Raw genomic sequence first — 14,565 nt, 5'->3', positions numbered from 1 at the left:
CGTTTACGTTGTAAAACTGGCTGCTCTCAGGCCTGCTCCAGGTATTCTTCACCATTGCGCACCGGCTCCATAGCCTGCGCTTCTTCCTCCGTAAAGAGCCGCGAGCGAATAAGGAAGCGTACGCCTAGCGGAATTTCCAACGAGAAACTCGCGCCCCGGCCCTTGGTCACATCGATGGTGAGCTGGGTGTGCTGCCAGTACTCGAACTGGCTGGTGCTCATGAAGAAATCACAGCCGTGAATCTGGCCCAGCCACACGTCGTTGCCGCCAATCCGAAACTCGCCCTTGGTAAAGCACATCGGCGACGAGCCATCGCAGCAACCGCCGCTTTGATGAAACATGAGCGGGCCGTGCTCGTCGCGCAGCAGGTCGATGGTAGCTTCGGCCGCCTGGGTGGCGAGAACGCGGGAGGTGGGCATAGGCTGTGCGGTAAGCTTTATCTTGCTGTTAAATAATTGATGGCTAAATAATTAGCACTACTACCGAATGCTTCCGGCGGCAGTGCTAATTTAGGGTACTTACGGCAAGCTAAAGCTTACCGCACATTGCTAAAAGAAACCTAATTTCTGCTGGCTGTAGCTGATGAGCATGTTCTTGGTCTGGCGGTAGTGCCCCAGCATCATCTTGTGGTTTTCGCGGCCGAAGCCCGACGCCTTGTAGCCGCCAAACGGCGCGCCGGCGGGGTAGTCGTGGTAGCAGTTCACCCACACGCGGCCGGCCTTAATGGCGCGGGGCATCTGGTAGAGCTCGTGCGCGTCGCGGCTCCAGAGGCCGGCCCCGAGGCCGTAGAGCGTGTCGTTGGCGATTTCCAGGGCCTCCTCGTTGTCCTTGAAAGTTGTTACCGACAGCACCGGGCCGAAGATTTCCTCCTGAAAAATCCGCATCTTATTATGCCCCCGGAAAATGGTAGGCTGAATGTAGTAGCCCTCCCCGAGCGCGCCATCTTCCTGGGTGTAGGCCTCGCCGCCCACCAGCACTTCAGCCCCTTCAGCCTTGCCGATTTCGAGGTAGCTCAGGATTTTCTCAAACTGGTCGTTGCTGGCCTGGGCCCCCATCATCGTGGTGGTATCCATGGGGTTACCCAGCTTGATGGCCTTTACGCGGGCAATGACGCGGGCAATAAACGCGTCGTAAATATCCTCGTGCACCAGCAGGCGCGAGGGGCAAGTGCAGATTTCACCCTGGTTGAGGGCAAACATCACGGCACCTTCGATGCACTTGTCGAGGAAGTCGTCGTCGTGGTCCATCACGCTCTTGCAGAAGATGTTGGGCGACTTGCCGCCCAGCTCCATCGTAACGGGGATGATGTTTTCGGCGGCGTATTGCAAGATGAGGCGGCCGGTAGTGGTTTCGCCCGTGAACGACACCTTTTGCACGCGCTTGTTGCTGGCCAGCGGCTTGCCGGCTTCCAGGCCGAAGCCGTTGACTACGTTGATGACGCCAGCGGGCACCACGTCCTGAATCAACTCCATGAGCATCATGATGCTGGCGGGCGTTTGCTCGGCGGGCTTCATCACCACGCAGCAGCCGGCCGCAATGGCGGGGGCCAGCTTCCAGGTGGCCATTAGCAGCGGGAAGTTCCAGGGAATAATCTGACCGACAACGCCCAGCGGCTCCTGAATCACCAGCGACAACGTGTTCTCGTTCAGCTCGGTAGCTGAGCCTTCTTCGGCCCGAATAACGCCCGCAAAGTATCGGAAGTGGTCGATGCAGAGCGGCAAATCGGCGGCCATTGACTCGCGGATGGCCTTGCCGTTTTCCACCGTTTCGGCGGCGGCCAGGTAGGGCAGGTTGGCCTCTATAATGTCGGCGATTTTGAGCAGCACGTTGCTACGCACGGCAGCCGAGGCTTTGCTCCAGCTTTTGAAGGCTTCGTGAGCGGCGTCGAGGGCTAGCTCAATGTCTTCCTTGGTACTGCGGGCCACTTTGCAGAAGACTTTGCCGTCGATGGGCGACGGGTTATCGAAGTACTGGCCTTTGACCGGGGCCACCCATTTGCCCCCAATAAAGTTGTCGTAGTGCGACTTGAACTGCGGGCGGGCCACCACGGTAGTGGCTTTTTCGAGGGTTTCGACCATGATTGCGTGGGAATTGGAAAGAAGTGGAGTACTAGCGCAAAGATGACTCCTTATCTTACTGCGGAGGTTGTGGTATTGTCGCAATAAATGTCGAAATTGCCTCAACCTTAGTAAGTCATCACTCACCTTGTGTAGCACGTCGTGCTGAGCTTGCCGAATCATCTCGCTCGCATCGTTGAGCGATTGATTTTACTACCCCACGCAAGATGCTTCGACAAGCTCAGCATGACGTTCAATTAACTCATACTCATTGAAATGCCTACCCGCGTTCATTTGCCCGCCGCCGTGCCGCCACTTGCGCTGGGACAGCTACACACGCTAGTCGAAAACCGCACGGTTTTCGCGCTCGATGCCTTTGAGCTGAACATTTTTGAGACGCACCAGGCGGCCCACCGCGTGCCGCTGCGCCTCAATGGGCTGGCCCTCACCACCATGCTGCGGGGCAAAAAAGTGATGCACCTCCCCGACCGCCCGGCCTTCGACTACCTGCCCGGCGAAACGGTGGTAGTGGGCGAAGATGAGCTAATGGAAATCGACTTTCCCGAGGCCTGCCTCTGCCGGCCCACACAGTGCCTGGCGGTGGCCATCGCGCCCGACAGCATTCGGCAAACCGTTGATTTACTGAACGAACGCTACCCGCGCGCCGAAGCCCACGCGCCCTGGGCGCTGGCCGGGCCCGAGTACGCGCACCTCACCAACACGCCCGAGCTCACCGGCACCCTGGAGCGCCTGGTGGCCGTGTCGCGCACTACCGACGCGGCCAAGGACGTGCTGGCCAACTTCACCCTGCAAGAATTGCTGGTGCGCCTGATGCAAACTCAGGCCAGGGAGCTGATTTTCAATGACTACGCCCGGCATCTCACCACGCACCGCTTTGCGGCGGTGGTGCACTACATAAAAGAGCACCTGGCTGATAACCTGCCGATTGAGAAACTGAGCGCGCTGGCGTGCATGAGCAAGGCCACCTTTTTTCGCCTGTTTAAACGCGAGCTAGGCCTCACGCCAGTCGAGTACATCGTGCGCGAGCGGCTGGCCGAGGCTAAGCGCCTGCTGCGCCAGCCGCTAGCCAGCGTGGCCGAGGTGTGCCTGCGGGCGGGGTTTAATAACCTGTCGTATTTCCAGGCGCTGTTCAAGAAGCACGAGGGTATTACGCCCGGCGCTTATAAGAAGCAGCTAACTAATTGATTTGCGTTATTTTATAATTTACACAAGAGCCGTTTATCCTTGCGAGCGCAACGCAGTGGAGCGCGGCAATCTTTCCTTGGTCATTCGCTTCATGGGGTTAGTAACCCGAGCGTACAGGAAAGATTGCCGCGCTCCACTGCGTTGCGCTCGCAAGGACAGACGTTTTTACGTAAGCCGCAATGACAGACGTTTTTCTCCGCTCATCAGGCGTAGGTAATAGCAGTTACCTGCACCACTTCTTCGTGCGGCCCTAGGTGCAGCGTTACCTCGCTGCCTAGCTGCGCGCCCGCCACGGCCCGGGCCAGCGGGGCCACGAAGCTCACTTTGCCCGCCGCCACGTCGGCCTCATCAACTCCTACGATAGTGAAGCGGCGCTCGGTGCCCACTTTGCCGCCGCGCAGGGTGCGCAGTATCAGGGTGGCCCCGAAGCGCACTTCCTTGGCGGGCTGGGTGGTGGGGTCGACGAGGCGGGCACTGGCCAGGCGCTCGGTGAGCAGGGCGAGGCGGCCATTTAGCAGCGATAACCGGTGCGTGCGGTCGGTGTCGTTGGTGTGGTCGGCTTCGGCGTGGGTGCGCTCGGCTTCCAGCTCGGTGAGCTCGTGGCGCAGCTGAACCAAGCCATTGGCCGTGACGTAGTTGGGCGAGCCGGGTGGCAGGGCGGCGCGGGGCGGCACTATGGGCGGCGTTTGGGCATCATCTTCCTTTACAAATCCTCGGCTCATACTGGGCAAACGAAGGCCGGGCGGGCGGGTTGCGAAGCTCAAGCATAACCCTGGCGGGCATTTGGGAGTTAACCCACGCTATTCTGCCGCTATCAATACCCGATTCGTTCGCGCTATTTCATGTCTGAGTTACTGCTTAAGCCTACCCCTGCTACCCTAACTACCCCACCCCGCCGCCTCGATAATGCCCTGGTCTGGCTCATGGCCCTCACCTGCGGGCTGGTGGTGGCCAATATTTACTACAACCAGCCGCTGCTGGCGGCCATCGGCCGCACCTTCGGCATCTCCGATAGCCGGGCCAGCTTGGTGGCCACGGCCACCCAAATCGGCTATACGCTGGGCATTCTGCTGGCCGTGCCGCTGGGCGATATGTTGGAGCGCAAGCGCCTCATTCTCTGGATGCTGGTGGGCGCGGCCGTGTGCCTGGGCGGCGCGGCGCTGGCCCCCACGTTTGCGCTGCTGGCGGTGGCGAGCGTGCTCATCGGCATTTGCTCGTCGGTGCCGCAACTACTGCTACCCATGGCGGCGCACCTGGCCCCTGAGGCCGACCGCGGCCGCATTGTGGGGCGCATTATGAGCGGGCTGCTAATTGGCATTCTGCTCTCGCGCACGGTGAGCGGCTATGCGGGCGCGCACCTGGGCTGGCGGCTGGTGTTTGCCGGCGCGGCGGGCCTCATGCTGGCGCTTACGGGCCTGCTGGCCTGGCGGCTGCCGCAGGACCGGCCCAATTTTGCGGGCACCTACGGCTCGCTGATGCGCTCGCTGGGCACGCTGGCGCGCGAGCTGCCGCAGCTGCGGCGCTCGGCGCTGGTGGGCGGCAGCATCTTTGCCGCGTTCAGTGTGTTCTGGACGACCCTGGTTTTTTACCTCGGCAGCCCCGCGTATGGCTACGGCAGCGACGTGGCGGGCTTTTTTGGCCTGGTAGGGGCCGCCGGGGCCCTGGCCGCGCCGCTGGCCGGCGGCCTGGCCGACCGGCGCGGCTCCAGCTACGCCATCACGGCGGGGCTGGCGCTGTCGCTGGCCGCGTACCTGCTGCTGGGGGTGGGCGGCGGCTACCTGGCCGGGCTGGTGGTGGGCATTTTGCTGCTCGATGTGGGCGTGCAGTCGGTGCACATTTCCAACCAGACGCTCATCTTTTCGCTGCGCCCCGAGGCCCGCAGCCGCCTCAACACGGTGTACATGACGGGCTATTTCACGGGCGGCTCGCTGGGCTCGGTAATCGGCGGCGTGGCCTGGATGCACTTCGGCTGGCCGGGGGTGTGCGCCGTGGGTAGCGCGTTTGTGCTGCTGGCGCTGGCGCTGCACCGGTTTTATGGGCGGCAACAAATAGCTGCCGAACCTACTCCTGCTTAACTCACCTATTTTAAGGTAGTTATAAAATAAGTAACACTGCCATCCCAGTGACAATTCAAGCACCTTCCGGCTTTCATAAGGTGTTTGCAATTAGCATATTTATACAGATAATGTGCGCACTCAGGGCATAGAGCCGCCAGCTGCGAGGTATCGGTAAAGTATAAGCTGCCGCATTCGTCACATTCTTTAGTTTCTCTCTTCATACTTCTTGAGTCGTACCAGCGAGGTTATTAGCTTAGCTGCCTAGAGGACAGCAAAGTAGTTTTAGAATGCGCTGGAGCACAAACCTGCTGGAGTGTGTGGGTATTAAGCAAAAAGGCGGTCACGCAAAGCGCGACGAAGCGAGTTGCTTCGTCGTTTTGGGTGACCGCCTTTTTGCTGACTTTTATCAAAATCGTCAGCTTTCTACACGTTTTACTGTACTATCCCAATTGCCCCAGGCACGCCTGCAAGCTCACGCGCCAGTGCGGAATAACTACGCCCAACTCCTTCTTTATCTTGCTCTTATCCATAACCGAATAGGGCGGGCGGGTGGCTTTGGTGGGGTACTCGGCGGTGCGGATAGGCACGGTGCGCACCGGGATGTTGCTGAGCTCGAAGATGGCAGTGGCGAAGTCGTACCACGAGGTCAGGCCTTCGTTGCTATAGTGGTAGAGACCGTAGGCAACGCTCTGGCTGGCAATGATATGCAGGATGCAGCCGGCCAGGTCGATGGCGTAGGTGGGCGTGCCGGCCTGGTCCCAGATAACGCGCAGCTCGTCGCGCTCGCGGCCCAGCTTGCGCATGGTTTTCACGAAGTTGCCCGCAAACTCGGAGTAGAGCCAGCTGGTGCGCAGGATGAAATACTGGCTGGTGAGGGCCGGAATTACCTGCTCGCCCTCCAGCTTGGTGAGGCCGTAGACGCTGATGGGCGCGGTTTCGTCGGTTTCGACGAGCGGCTGGTTGCCGCTGCCGGCAAACACGAAATCGGTCGAAATCTGGATGAGGGTGGTGCCGAACTCGCCGCAGAGGCGGGCCAGGTTTTCGACGCCGTCGCGGTTCACTTTGCGGGCCAGGTCCAGCTCGTCCTCGGCTTTGTCTACGGCCGTGTAGGCGGCGCAGTTGATGGCATAGGCCGGGCGGTGCTGAGTGAATAACTCGCGCAAGCCGCTTACATTTAGAATATTAGCTTGAGCTTCGGGTGGAAAAACCAAGTCCGTCATGCCTTGCTGCTGGGCCACGTGCGCCAGGCACTGCCCTAGTTGGCCCGAGGCCCCAAAAATCAACGTAGTATTCATTTTGCTTTTAAGTTGGCCTGCTGGCACCTGGTAGCGGCGGGCACGCGGCCGCTGCCTACCGAGCCCCGAAAGTACGGCTTGCCCGGTGCCCGCCCCAAGCGGCGCCGGCGGGGGAGCGGCTTATTCTTCGGACCGAAAAGCGCTGGCGGGGTACTGGCGCACCCGCTGGTTGTCGTTGAGCACTTCCACAAAACCTGCTTTGGTAGCGGGGCCCAGGGCCACGTAGGCGCTCCCCACGGTGAGGCTATCGGCAAAGGAATAGCGGCCAAATTGCTGGTTGATGCACCGTAGTAGCTTCGGAAACTCCTGCCTGTCAAATACATGGCTAGGGGCCTGGTCCTGACCCACTTCGGGCGCAGCTGGTGCGGCGGGCAGTAGCTGCAGCACTCCGCCGGGGCCGTTGTGCAGCCGCAGGCTGGCACACCAAGCGTGAGCGCGGCCGCGCTGGGTAGCTGGCAGGTGCAGTTGTAGGTGCGGGCCCGCCAGCTGGTAGCCGCCCTGCAGCAACGGCACGGCCCGCAGGCCTTTATCCAGCAATTTTTCCAGGCAATAGGTTTGGTCGAGTTGGAGCAGCAGCCGGTACCAGACTGGCCCCGGCGCGGTGGCATACCCCCCAAACAGCCGCCGCGCGGTTGCGGAAGCAGCCAACTTAGTACTGGCCAGGCACCAGTGGCGCAACATGTATTCGGCACGCATGCTGTGAGGATGATTAGTTGGGCTACTGAATTCTGTGGTCTGAGTGCTTATTTACTCACTACAGGTACGCAACCGGGCGTAGCGTGGGTACTATGGGCTTGCGCCACACCCGGTTGCGTTAAGGAAAATATTTTTCCGCGTAAGCCCTGCAACTAGTCACTACGCAGTCGATAAATTTGCCTTAAATATTTAATAATCAGTTACTTATTAATTTATCCTGACGAACAACAGCGGTGACCGGGCATTTTCTATATCCTGGCTAAGTGTGGCGTGGCCCCGGGCGCACGCGCGGCACTGGCCAGCCGCGCTAACTTGCTCACTCGCAACGTCTACACTATCAGCACCCTCACTTTCACTTTACTTTCGTATGACATTTCCACTATCCCGGCTAGGGGCGATGGGCCTGCTGGCGGTGGCGCTACTGGCCTGCAACGAGCGCGACGACCCCACCAGCCACGCGCTAACTTACACGGTGAGCACGCTGGCGGGCACCGGCACGGCGGGTTTTACCAACGGGGCGGGCAGCGCCGCGCAGTTCAACGGGCCAAACTCGGTGGCGGTTGATGCCCAGGGCACCGTGTACGTGGCCGATATCAACAACAACTGCATCCGCAAAGTGACGGCGGCGGGCGTGGTGAGTACGCTGGCGGGCACCGGCACGGCTGGCCAAACCGATGGGCCGGGTGCCACCGCCCAATTCTTCCTGCCAACCGGCATCGCGGTTGATGCCCAAGGTACTGTGTACGTGGCCGATACCAACAATAATTGCATTCGTACCATTAGCCCGGCCGGGGTGGTGAGCACGTTGGCCGGGGCGGCGGGCCAGGGCCTGCAGGATGGCCCCGCCGCTACGGCCAAATTCTGGCGGCCGCAGGGCCTGGCCCTCGACCAGCAGGGCGCGCTCTACGTGGCCGACTCAAACAACAACCGCATCCGTAAGATTACGGCGCAGGGCGTGGTGAGCACGGTGGCCGGCAGCGGCCCCGCCGATGTGAAGTTTGTAGACGAAAACTTTGCCGATGGCCCCGGCAACGCGGCTTTGTTTTACTCCCCCAGCGGGGTAGCGGTTAACGGGCAGGGCGCGGTGTACGTGGCGGACTACCGCAACAACCGCATTCGGAGCATTACCCCGGCGGGGGTAGTGAGCACGGTGGCGGGCGGCGTGGCCGGCTACGCCGACGGCGACGCGGCGCAGGCAAAGCTTTTCCTGCCTACCGGCGTGGCCGTGGATGCCAGCGGCACGCTGTATGTAGCTGACTGGGGCAATGGCTGCCTGCGCTGCATCAGTCCGGCTGGCCAGGTGAGCCTCTTTGCTGGCTCCAGCACCCGCTTGGGCTTTGCCGATGGCCCCGTGGCCTCGTCGCTATTCAGTAGGTCCGTGGGCCTCGCGGTAAATGCGGCGGGCACCGAATTGTACGTGGCTGACACCAACAGCCACCGCATCCGCAAAATCAGCGGGCAGTAGCCACGCCAACGGCTCTGAGGGTAATGAGGCAGGTCCGGCGGCTAGTTGTTCTTTGTCAGTTCTTGATGATATCTAATTGATTTTCATGCTTTTATAACTCGCGCAAAAACATCTGTCCTTGCGAGCGCAATGCGGTGGAGCGCGGCAACCGCCCCTGAATGATACCCGCACGTCGTCGTTCAGGTGTCGTTTAGGGGCGATTGCTTCGCGTTTCTCGCAATGACAGACATTTTTACGTGAGTCCTAAATTTTATAGTATTACTTGAGTAGCTGATGATGGTGCAGCTTCAGGTTTTTACGCTCCGCACTAGTGACGTGGGCCAACTGTACCTACTTCAAAGTTTTGAATAGTAGTCTAACAAGAAAGCTACGCTAACCAAAAGAGCCGCGGCAGTTGCCGCGGCTCTTTTGGTTGGTACCCCGAAGGCTGCCGGCTTGGCTGGCAGCCTTCAATTTTGGCAGGTGGCTACTTCAGCTTAATGCCTTGCGCGGCCATTTGCTTTTCCTGCTCGGCGTGGTTGGCCAGGTATTGAGCGTGCTGCTCCTCGGTGCGCTCGTGGCCCAGGCTGCGCAGGTGCTCGCGCAGCTTGTGCGCGGGCCAGTCGGCCCCGTACGAAGGGGTACCGGGCTGCTGCCGCCACGACTCGTGGAGGGTACCGTCTTCCACGGCGTCGAAGCCCAGCTCCTCCACCAGGTCCATCACCTTGCGCTTGGCAGCCTCGTCGTCGCCGGCTACGGGTAGTGAGATGCGGTCGGGCGTGCCCACGGGCGTACCCTTTTTTTCGAGGTGCTCGGCGTAGATGTTGTTGAACACCTTCACCACCGGGCGGCCCAAGTGCTGCTGCACCCACTCGCTTTCGGTGAGGGTGCCGGTTTCGAGTTCGCGCAAGTGGCCGTCGCGCAGCAGGGGGTAGTAGTTGCTGGTGTCGATAACCGGCACGTCGGCCGATACGCCCGCAAACAGGTCCTTGGGCAGGTCGGGGATGTTTATCAGCGGAATGGTGACCACGATAATTTCGCCGTGCTGGGCGGCTTCGCGGGCCGTGGCGGGGGTAGCGCCGGTTTTTTGGGCCACGTCGCCCAGCGTTTCGGGGCCGCGCGAGTTGGCAATCAGTACCGAGTGGCCGAGGCTGACGAGCCGCACGGCCAGCGCGCTGCCGATGTGGCCGGCGCCAATAATTCCGATGTTCATAGTTGAGAAGATTAACGAGTAGTGGGCAGCGGCGGCGCGCCACTGCGTTCTTCAAGACCACGGGGCGCAGGTGATTGTTTAGCTGCGGGGCGCAGGGCGACCTACTTCGGACTAACGGGCGCAACGGGCGCGGGTGCAACGGGCGCGGGCACAACGGGCACCGGGCGGCTAGCAGCGGGCGGGCCGCCGCTGCCCTGGCTGCCGCCGCCGTTTTCGTCCAGCTTGAGGTCGTCGTTGCGTACGGTTTTGCGGGTGGGCAGGTCGGCGGTGAGCTTGCCGATGCGGTAGCTGAAGTACACCTTGAAGCTGGTGAGGTGCTGGGTGGTGCGGGTGGTTTGGGCGAGCAGCGGGCTGGCGATGTCGTTGCACACGGTGTTGCGGGGCGAAAAAAAGTTTTCGGCCCCGAAGCCCAGGCTGCCCTTTTTGTCGGCAAACTCGTGTTTCAGGCTCATGCTGTACACCGCAAAGCTGCTTTGAGAGCCTTGCAGCTGCACCTGCTGGCCGCGGTAGAAGCCAAACAGCTGCACGCCCCAGCCCTTGGGCAGGGCGTAGCTGCCGTAAAGGCGGCCGCTCAGCACCAGGCCGGCGTTGCGGGCGGCGTACAGCGGGTCGGCCACGCGGTTGCTGAGCACGGCGTAGTAGGTATCGAGGCCGCCGCTAACGCTGAACGTGCTACCGAGGTTGAGGCTCCCAAAGGCACTGCCGCCGTAGGCGTTTTCGTGGCCGATATTCTGAAAATCAATGCGCACCGCGCCGGGGTACCGCGCATCGCCCAGCGGCGTGCGCACCGACTGGATGGAGCCGGTGGTGTTGCGCGCAAATGCCGAGAAGCTGAGGTTGGCCTGCCGCAGCAAAGTGCTGTAACCCAGCTCGTAGTTGTTGGTATATTCGGGGCTGAGCAGCGGGTTGCCCTGGGTTTGGATGAGCGGGTTGGCGGCTTGCAGGTTGGGGTTGAGAAACTGGAGGGCCGGGCGCTGCAAGCGGCGGTTGTAGGCCAGTTTCAGCACGTTGCCATTGGCCAGCTTGCGCAGCAGGCTCACGCTGGGCACCAGCACGCCGTAGCTCGGCACGGCAATAGCAGGCACCACGCCGCGGCCGTAGCCGGCCTCGATGGCCGTGTACTCGTAGCGCACACCGGGCTTCAGCACGAAGCCTTGGGGCAAGGGCAGGGTGTAGGCCAAGTAGCCGGCCACCACGTTTTGCTGATACGTGAACGAGTTGTCGGCCTGCACGTTAGCCAGCTGCCCGTAGTAGGTGTAGTCGCTGCGCACGGTGCGCCGGATGTCCTTCACGCCTACTTCGAGCAAGTGGTTTTTGGCGGTGGGCGTCTGGTAGTCGAGCTGGGCGGTGAGCTCCTGGTTGGTGCTAGGGTTGTCGTTGCCGGCGGGGCCGCGGCTGGCCGCGTCGGTGGCGGCGTAGGTGTCGTTGCCGAAGGCGTAGGTGCGGCTGTTGCGGCTCAGCAGCGCCAGCACGCTCAGCTCGCGCTGCGGCGCGTCGTAGAGGTGGGTGTAGGTGAGGCTGGCATCGACGGTACCCGAGTCGTCGGTGGTTTTTACGTTGCGCAGCGAGCTGGCAACCGCGCCGCCGGGGCGTATCGTACTGGTGGCCAGCGCATCCTGGTAGGTGGTGGCGTTGCGGGTGCCGTAGGTGAGGGAGGCGGCCAGCGCGTTGTGCTTGTCGATATCGTAATCCCAGCCGAAGGTGTAGCGGCCAAACAGCTGGTTCTGGCGCGTGTCGGCGGTTTGGGTGGTGCGGGTTGGCAGGCCGGTGGCGGGGCTGGTGGTCAGCTGGTCGTTGGTGAAGCTGCCCGGCGTGTTGTAGCCCGCCCGCCCGAAGCCACCGAGCGCGAAGCCCATGCGGCCGGTGCGGTAGCCCCCGTTCAGGTTGAGGGTGCCCGAGCGGGTGCCGCCGCTGCCATCGAGGCTCAGCTGGCCGCCACGCAGGGTATTTTGCTTGGTCACGATGTTGATGATGCCGCCCGAGCCCTCGGCATCGTACTTCGCTGAGGGCGAAGTTATTACTTCTACCCGCAGAATCTGGTCGGCGGGCAGCTGGCGCAGGCCGTCGGCCACGCCGTTGGCGGTGAGGGTCGAGGGCTTGTTGTTAATCAGCACCTTAATATTCTGGTTGCCGCGCAGGCTCACGTTGCCATCCAGGTCCACGCTCAGCAGCGGTGCGCGCCGCAGCACGTCCACGGCGTCGCCGCCGGCCGTGGTTTTATCCTGGTCAGCGTGGTAGATGGTGCGGTCGGCCTGCTCCTCGATGAGCGGCTTGGCGGCCGTTATCACCACTTCGCCCAGCTTTTGGGTGGCCGCGGTCAGGGGCACGTTGCCCAGGGCCACCGTGCCGCCGGCCGGCACCACCACGCCCGGCCGCCGCTCGTCCTGGTAGCCCAAAAAGCGCACCAGCAGCGTGTAGGTGCCGGCCGGAATGCCGGGCAGCACAAACTGCCCATCGCCGCCGCACCCGCCGCCGGCCACGGGCGAGCCGTCCTCAGCCAGCACGGCCACCGAGGCGTAGCCAATTGGCCTGGCCGTGGCCCCGTCCGTGACGGTGCCCGTGAGGCGGCCCGCCACGCGGGCGGGGGCCTGGCCGTAACCCGGCACAGTATAGCCGATTAAGGCACTAGCCAGCAATACACTAGGCGAAATAAGTTGGGGGCGCATAGAAGTTTATTCTTCCCCAAAGGCAGCGCGGGCGGGGCGGGGGTTGCTTGCCGGGCGCACTTTTCAAATGCCGGCTGGCGGCGGCCCCGCCCCTACCCTACTGCGCGCCATTGGGCCCGCTTTTGTTGTTGATGGGCACAAAGCGGCGCTCGCGGGGCTGCTTCTCGCTCAGGTATTTCCAGTAGCGCTTGGGCAGCTGGCGGTGTTGCAGCTTCAGATTTTTGCGCTCCGGAATATTGACGTGGTCGAAATACGCCTGCCACAGGATTTTGAATAGCGGCTCGCGCTCGTCGAGCACAGTGGCCGACAGCTCGCCCCGGCGCGGGGCCCCGCCGCCGGTTTCAAACTCCACAATGGTGGTTTGCACCAGGTCGTAGTGCAGGCCGTAGCGGCGCTTCTTATCAAAAATGAGCCAGCGCTGGTCGGCGTAGCGCTTGGTGAAGTGACTGATAATGAGCGGTAACACGTCGAAATCGGGCTCGATAACGGCGTGAAACAGGCCATCCTGCGCCTTCTCGAAGCGCACGAACGCCTCCATGCGGTGCTTCTCGCGAAACAGCTGCTGGGCCAGGCGCTGGCAGCGGCGCACGGTGGCATCGGCGTAGTTGTCAGAAATATCGCGGTCGGCGCGCAGGGCCGTGTCGGCGTAGCGGAAGATGAGCAGCTCGCGCTCGGGGTCTTCGCTCAAAAAAACGTGGTAGAGGCGCGCCCGCGCCGGCTCGGGCATGAAGCGCAGCAGGCCGTCCCAGGTGCGGGCGGCCAGGGTTTCGTCGGTGGCCACGGGCACGGTTTGGGCAAACAGCCCGCCCTGCGCGGCCACCTCGGGCTGGATGCTGCTGGGGGCCGACTTGCGGTCGTACACCCGAAACAGCACCGTGAGCAGGCCCTCAAACGAGCCGTCGTAGGTGTAGTCGGCGGGCGGGTTGCGCAGCTCGGGGGCGGGCCGGCGGGCGGCCACCGGGCCCACGGCCGTGCTGGTAGCGGGGCGAAGGGGAGTAAGCTGGCTCACGCGGGCAAAGTCAAATCAGGAGACAACGAATTAGTAGCTATAAACTTCAGCAATAAGGTATTAACGGCCTCGGCTTCTTCCAGCTGCACCCAGTGCGAAGCCTGCGGAAAGTAGTGCACCGCGCCCTGCGCGCACTGCGCCAAACTGAGTTCGGCCAGCTTCGCATTCAAAAAGGCATCCTGCTGGCCCCAGATAACCTGCACTGGCTGCTCGATGCGCGGCCAGGCCGGGCCGGCGGGCAGCCGGAGCGCCCGGTACCAGTTGAGCATGGCCGTGAGCGCGCCCGGCTGCGCCCAGGACACCTTATAACGCGCCAGCTCGGCCGCGCTGAAGGTGCCGGGCCGGCTGCTGCCGAGCAGCGACTGCGCCCCCAAGTGCCAGTTGCGCCGCCGAATGAGGCGCTCGGGCAAGCCCGGCAGTTGAAAAAACAGCATGTACCAACTGCGCGCCAGCTGGTCGGGCACGCGCCAGAGGTTGGGCACCAGCACCGCCGGGTGCGGCACGTTGAGGATGCTGGTGCTCGCCACCCGCTGCGCGTGGTGCGCCGCCAGGTACCACGCCACGATGCCGCCCCAGTCGTGCCCCACAATATGCGCTTGGCGCTGCCCCGCCGCATCGAGCAGGCCCACGATATCAGCCGCGAGCACGGGCAACGCATACGCGCTGATTTCCAAGGGCTTATCGCTCAGGTTGTAGCCGCGCTGGTCGGGGGCCCACACGCGGTAGCCGGCCGCAGCCAGCGCCGTAAGCTGGGCCCGCCAGCTAAACCAGCACTCCGGAAAGCCGTGCAGCAGCACCACTAGCGGGCCGGCGGGCGGGCCGCACTGCACCACGTGCAGCCGCAGGCCATTGGTAGGCACATCGTGGTGTTCAAGGGCGTAGTCCATGCCCCTTTTACCCCGTTGGCCCACGCTAGGGTTGC

At 62.5% G+C, this 14,565-nt stretch carries 11 protein-coding genes and 1 pseudogene; 3 read left to right on the top strand and 9 right to left on the bottom strand.

The annotated features are described in order from the left end of the window. Positions 1-26: 26 nt before the first annotated feature. Together QMK33_RS17010 and QMK33_RS17005 are read right to left on the bottom strand one after the other, a co-directional pair. Positions 27-419 carry a DUF779 domain-containing protein gene (locus QMK33_RS17010; protein WP_283565816.1) on the bottom strand — a complete coding sequence of 131 codons (393 nt, stop codon included), beginning with the start codon at positions 417-419 and terminating at the stop codon, positions 27-29. 129 nt (positions 420-548) lie between these two features. Then, positions 549-2,078, bottom strand: a complete 1,530-nt coding sequence (locus QMK33_RS17005) for an aldehyde dehydrogenase family protein (protein WP_283565815.1) — start codon at positions 2,076-2,078, stop codon at positions 549-551. A 255-nt stretch (positions 2,079-2,333) separates the two neighbouring features. On the opposite strand from QMK33_RS17005, the gene QMK33_RS17000 reads away from it, so the two are divergent. After that, positions 2,334-3,263 (top strand): AraC family transcriptional regulator, encoded by a 930-nt coding sequence (locus tag QMK33_RS17000; RefSeq protein ID WP_283565814.1) that lies wholly within the window; start codon positions 2,334-2,336, stop codon positions 3,261-3,263. 203 nt (positions 3,264-3,466) lie between these two features. Here QMK33_RS17000 and QMK33_RS16995 read toward each other — a convergent pair whose 3' ends face one another. Then, positions 3,467-3,985, bottom strand: a complete 519-nt coding sequence (locus tag QMK33_RS16995; protein WP_283565813.1) for a GreA/GreB family elongation factor — start codon at positions 3,983-3,985, stop codon at positions 3,467-3,469. Positions 3,986-4,105: 120 nt separating this feature from the next. Here QMK33_RS16995 and QMK33_RS16990 point away from each other — a divergent pair, with 120 nt between their 5' ends. Next, the gene (locus QMK33_RS16990; RefSeq protein ID WP_283565812.1) at positions 4,106-5,338 is read left to right on the top strand and encodes an MFS transporter; all 1,233 of its coding nucleotides are present in this window, start codon (positions 4,106-4,108) and stop codon (positions 5,336-5,338) included. Between the two features lie 422 nt (positions 5,339-5,760). Here the strand turns inward: QMK33_RS16990 and rfbD are convergent, their stop codons facing one another. Both rfbD and QMK33_RS16980 read right to left on the bottom strand, forming a co-directional pair. Beyond that, on the bottom strand, positions 5,761-6,615 hold the full coding sequence (gene rfbD, locus QMK33_RS16985) for a dTDP-4-dehydrorhamnose reductase (protein WP_283565811.1): 855 nt from the start codon (positions 6,613-6,615) through the stop codon (positions 5,761-5,763). Between the two features lie 120 nt (positions 6,616-6,735). Next, complete coding sequence (locus QMK33_RS16980; RefSeq protein WP_283565810.1) at positions 6,736-7,311, bottom strand: hypothetical protein; 576 nt, start codon at positions 7,309-7,311, stop codon at positions 6,736-6,738. 367 nt (positions 7,312-7,678) lie between these two features. Between QMK33_RS16980 and QMK33_RS16975 the strand changes: the two genes are divergently transcribed. Further along, complete coding sequence (locus QMK33_RS16975) at positions 7,679-8,776, top strand: NHL repeat-containing protein (protein WP_283565809.1); 1,098 nt, start codon at positions 7,679-7,681, stop codon at positions 8,774-8,776. A 466-nt stretch (positions 8,777-9,242) separates the two neighbouring features. Here the strand turns inward: QMK33_RS16975 and QMK33_RS16970 are convergent. From QMK33_RS16970 to QMK33_RS16955, 4 genes and pseudogenes are all read right to left on the bottom strand, one after another. Then, positions 9,243-10,001, bottom strand: a pseudogene (locus QMK33_RS16970) (NADPH-dependent F420 reductase); the annotation flags it as partial. Positions 10,002-10,069: 68 nt separating this feature from the next. After that, the gene (locus QMK33_RS16965; RefSeq protein WP_283565808.1) at positions 10,070-12,634 is read right to left on the bottom strand and encodes a TonB-dependent receptor domain-containing protein; all 2,565 of its coding nucleotides are present in this window, start codon (positions 12,632-12,634) and stop codon (positions 10,070-10,072) included. Positions 12,635-12,731: 97 nt separating this feature from the next. Beyond that, positions 12,732-13,643, bottom strand: a complete 912-nt coding sequence (locus QMK33_RS16960) for a TIGR03915 family putative DNA repair protein (RefSeq protein ID WP_283565807.1) — start codon at positions 13,641-13,643, stop codon at positions 12,732-12,734. Next, entirely contained in the window at positions 13,640-14,530 is an 891-nt protein-coding gene (locus QMK33_RS16955) for an alpha/beta fold hydrolase (RefSeq protein ID WP_283565806.1), read from the bottom strand. Before QMK33_RS16955 ends, QMK33_RS16960 begins: the two co-directional genes overlap by 4 nt. Positions 14,531-14,565 lie beyond the last annotated feature (35 nt).

Source organism: Hymenobacter sp. H14-R3, from assembly GCF_030063445.1.
Classification (GTDB): domain Bacteria; phylum Bacteroidota; class Bacteroidia; order Cytophagales; family Hymenobacteraceae; genus Hymenobacter.
Note: the sequence above shows the minus strand (reverse complement) of the source record. Positions and strands in the feature narration are given on the sequence as shown.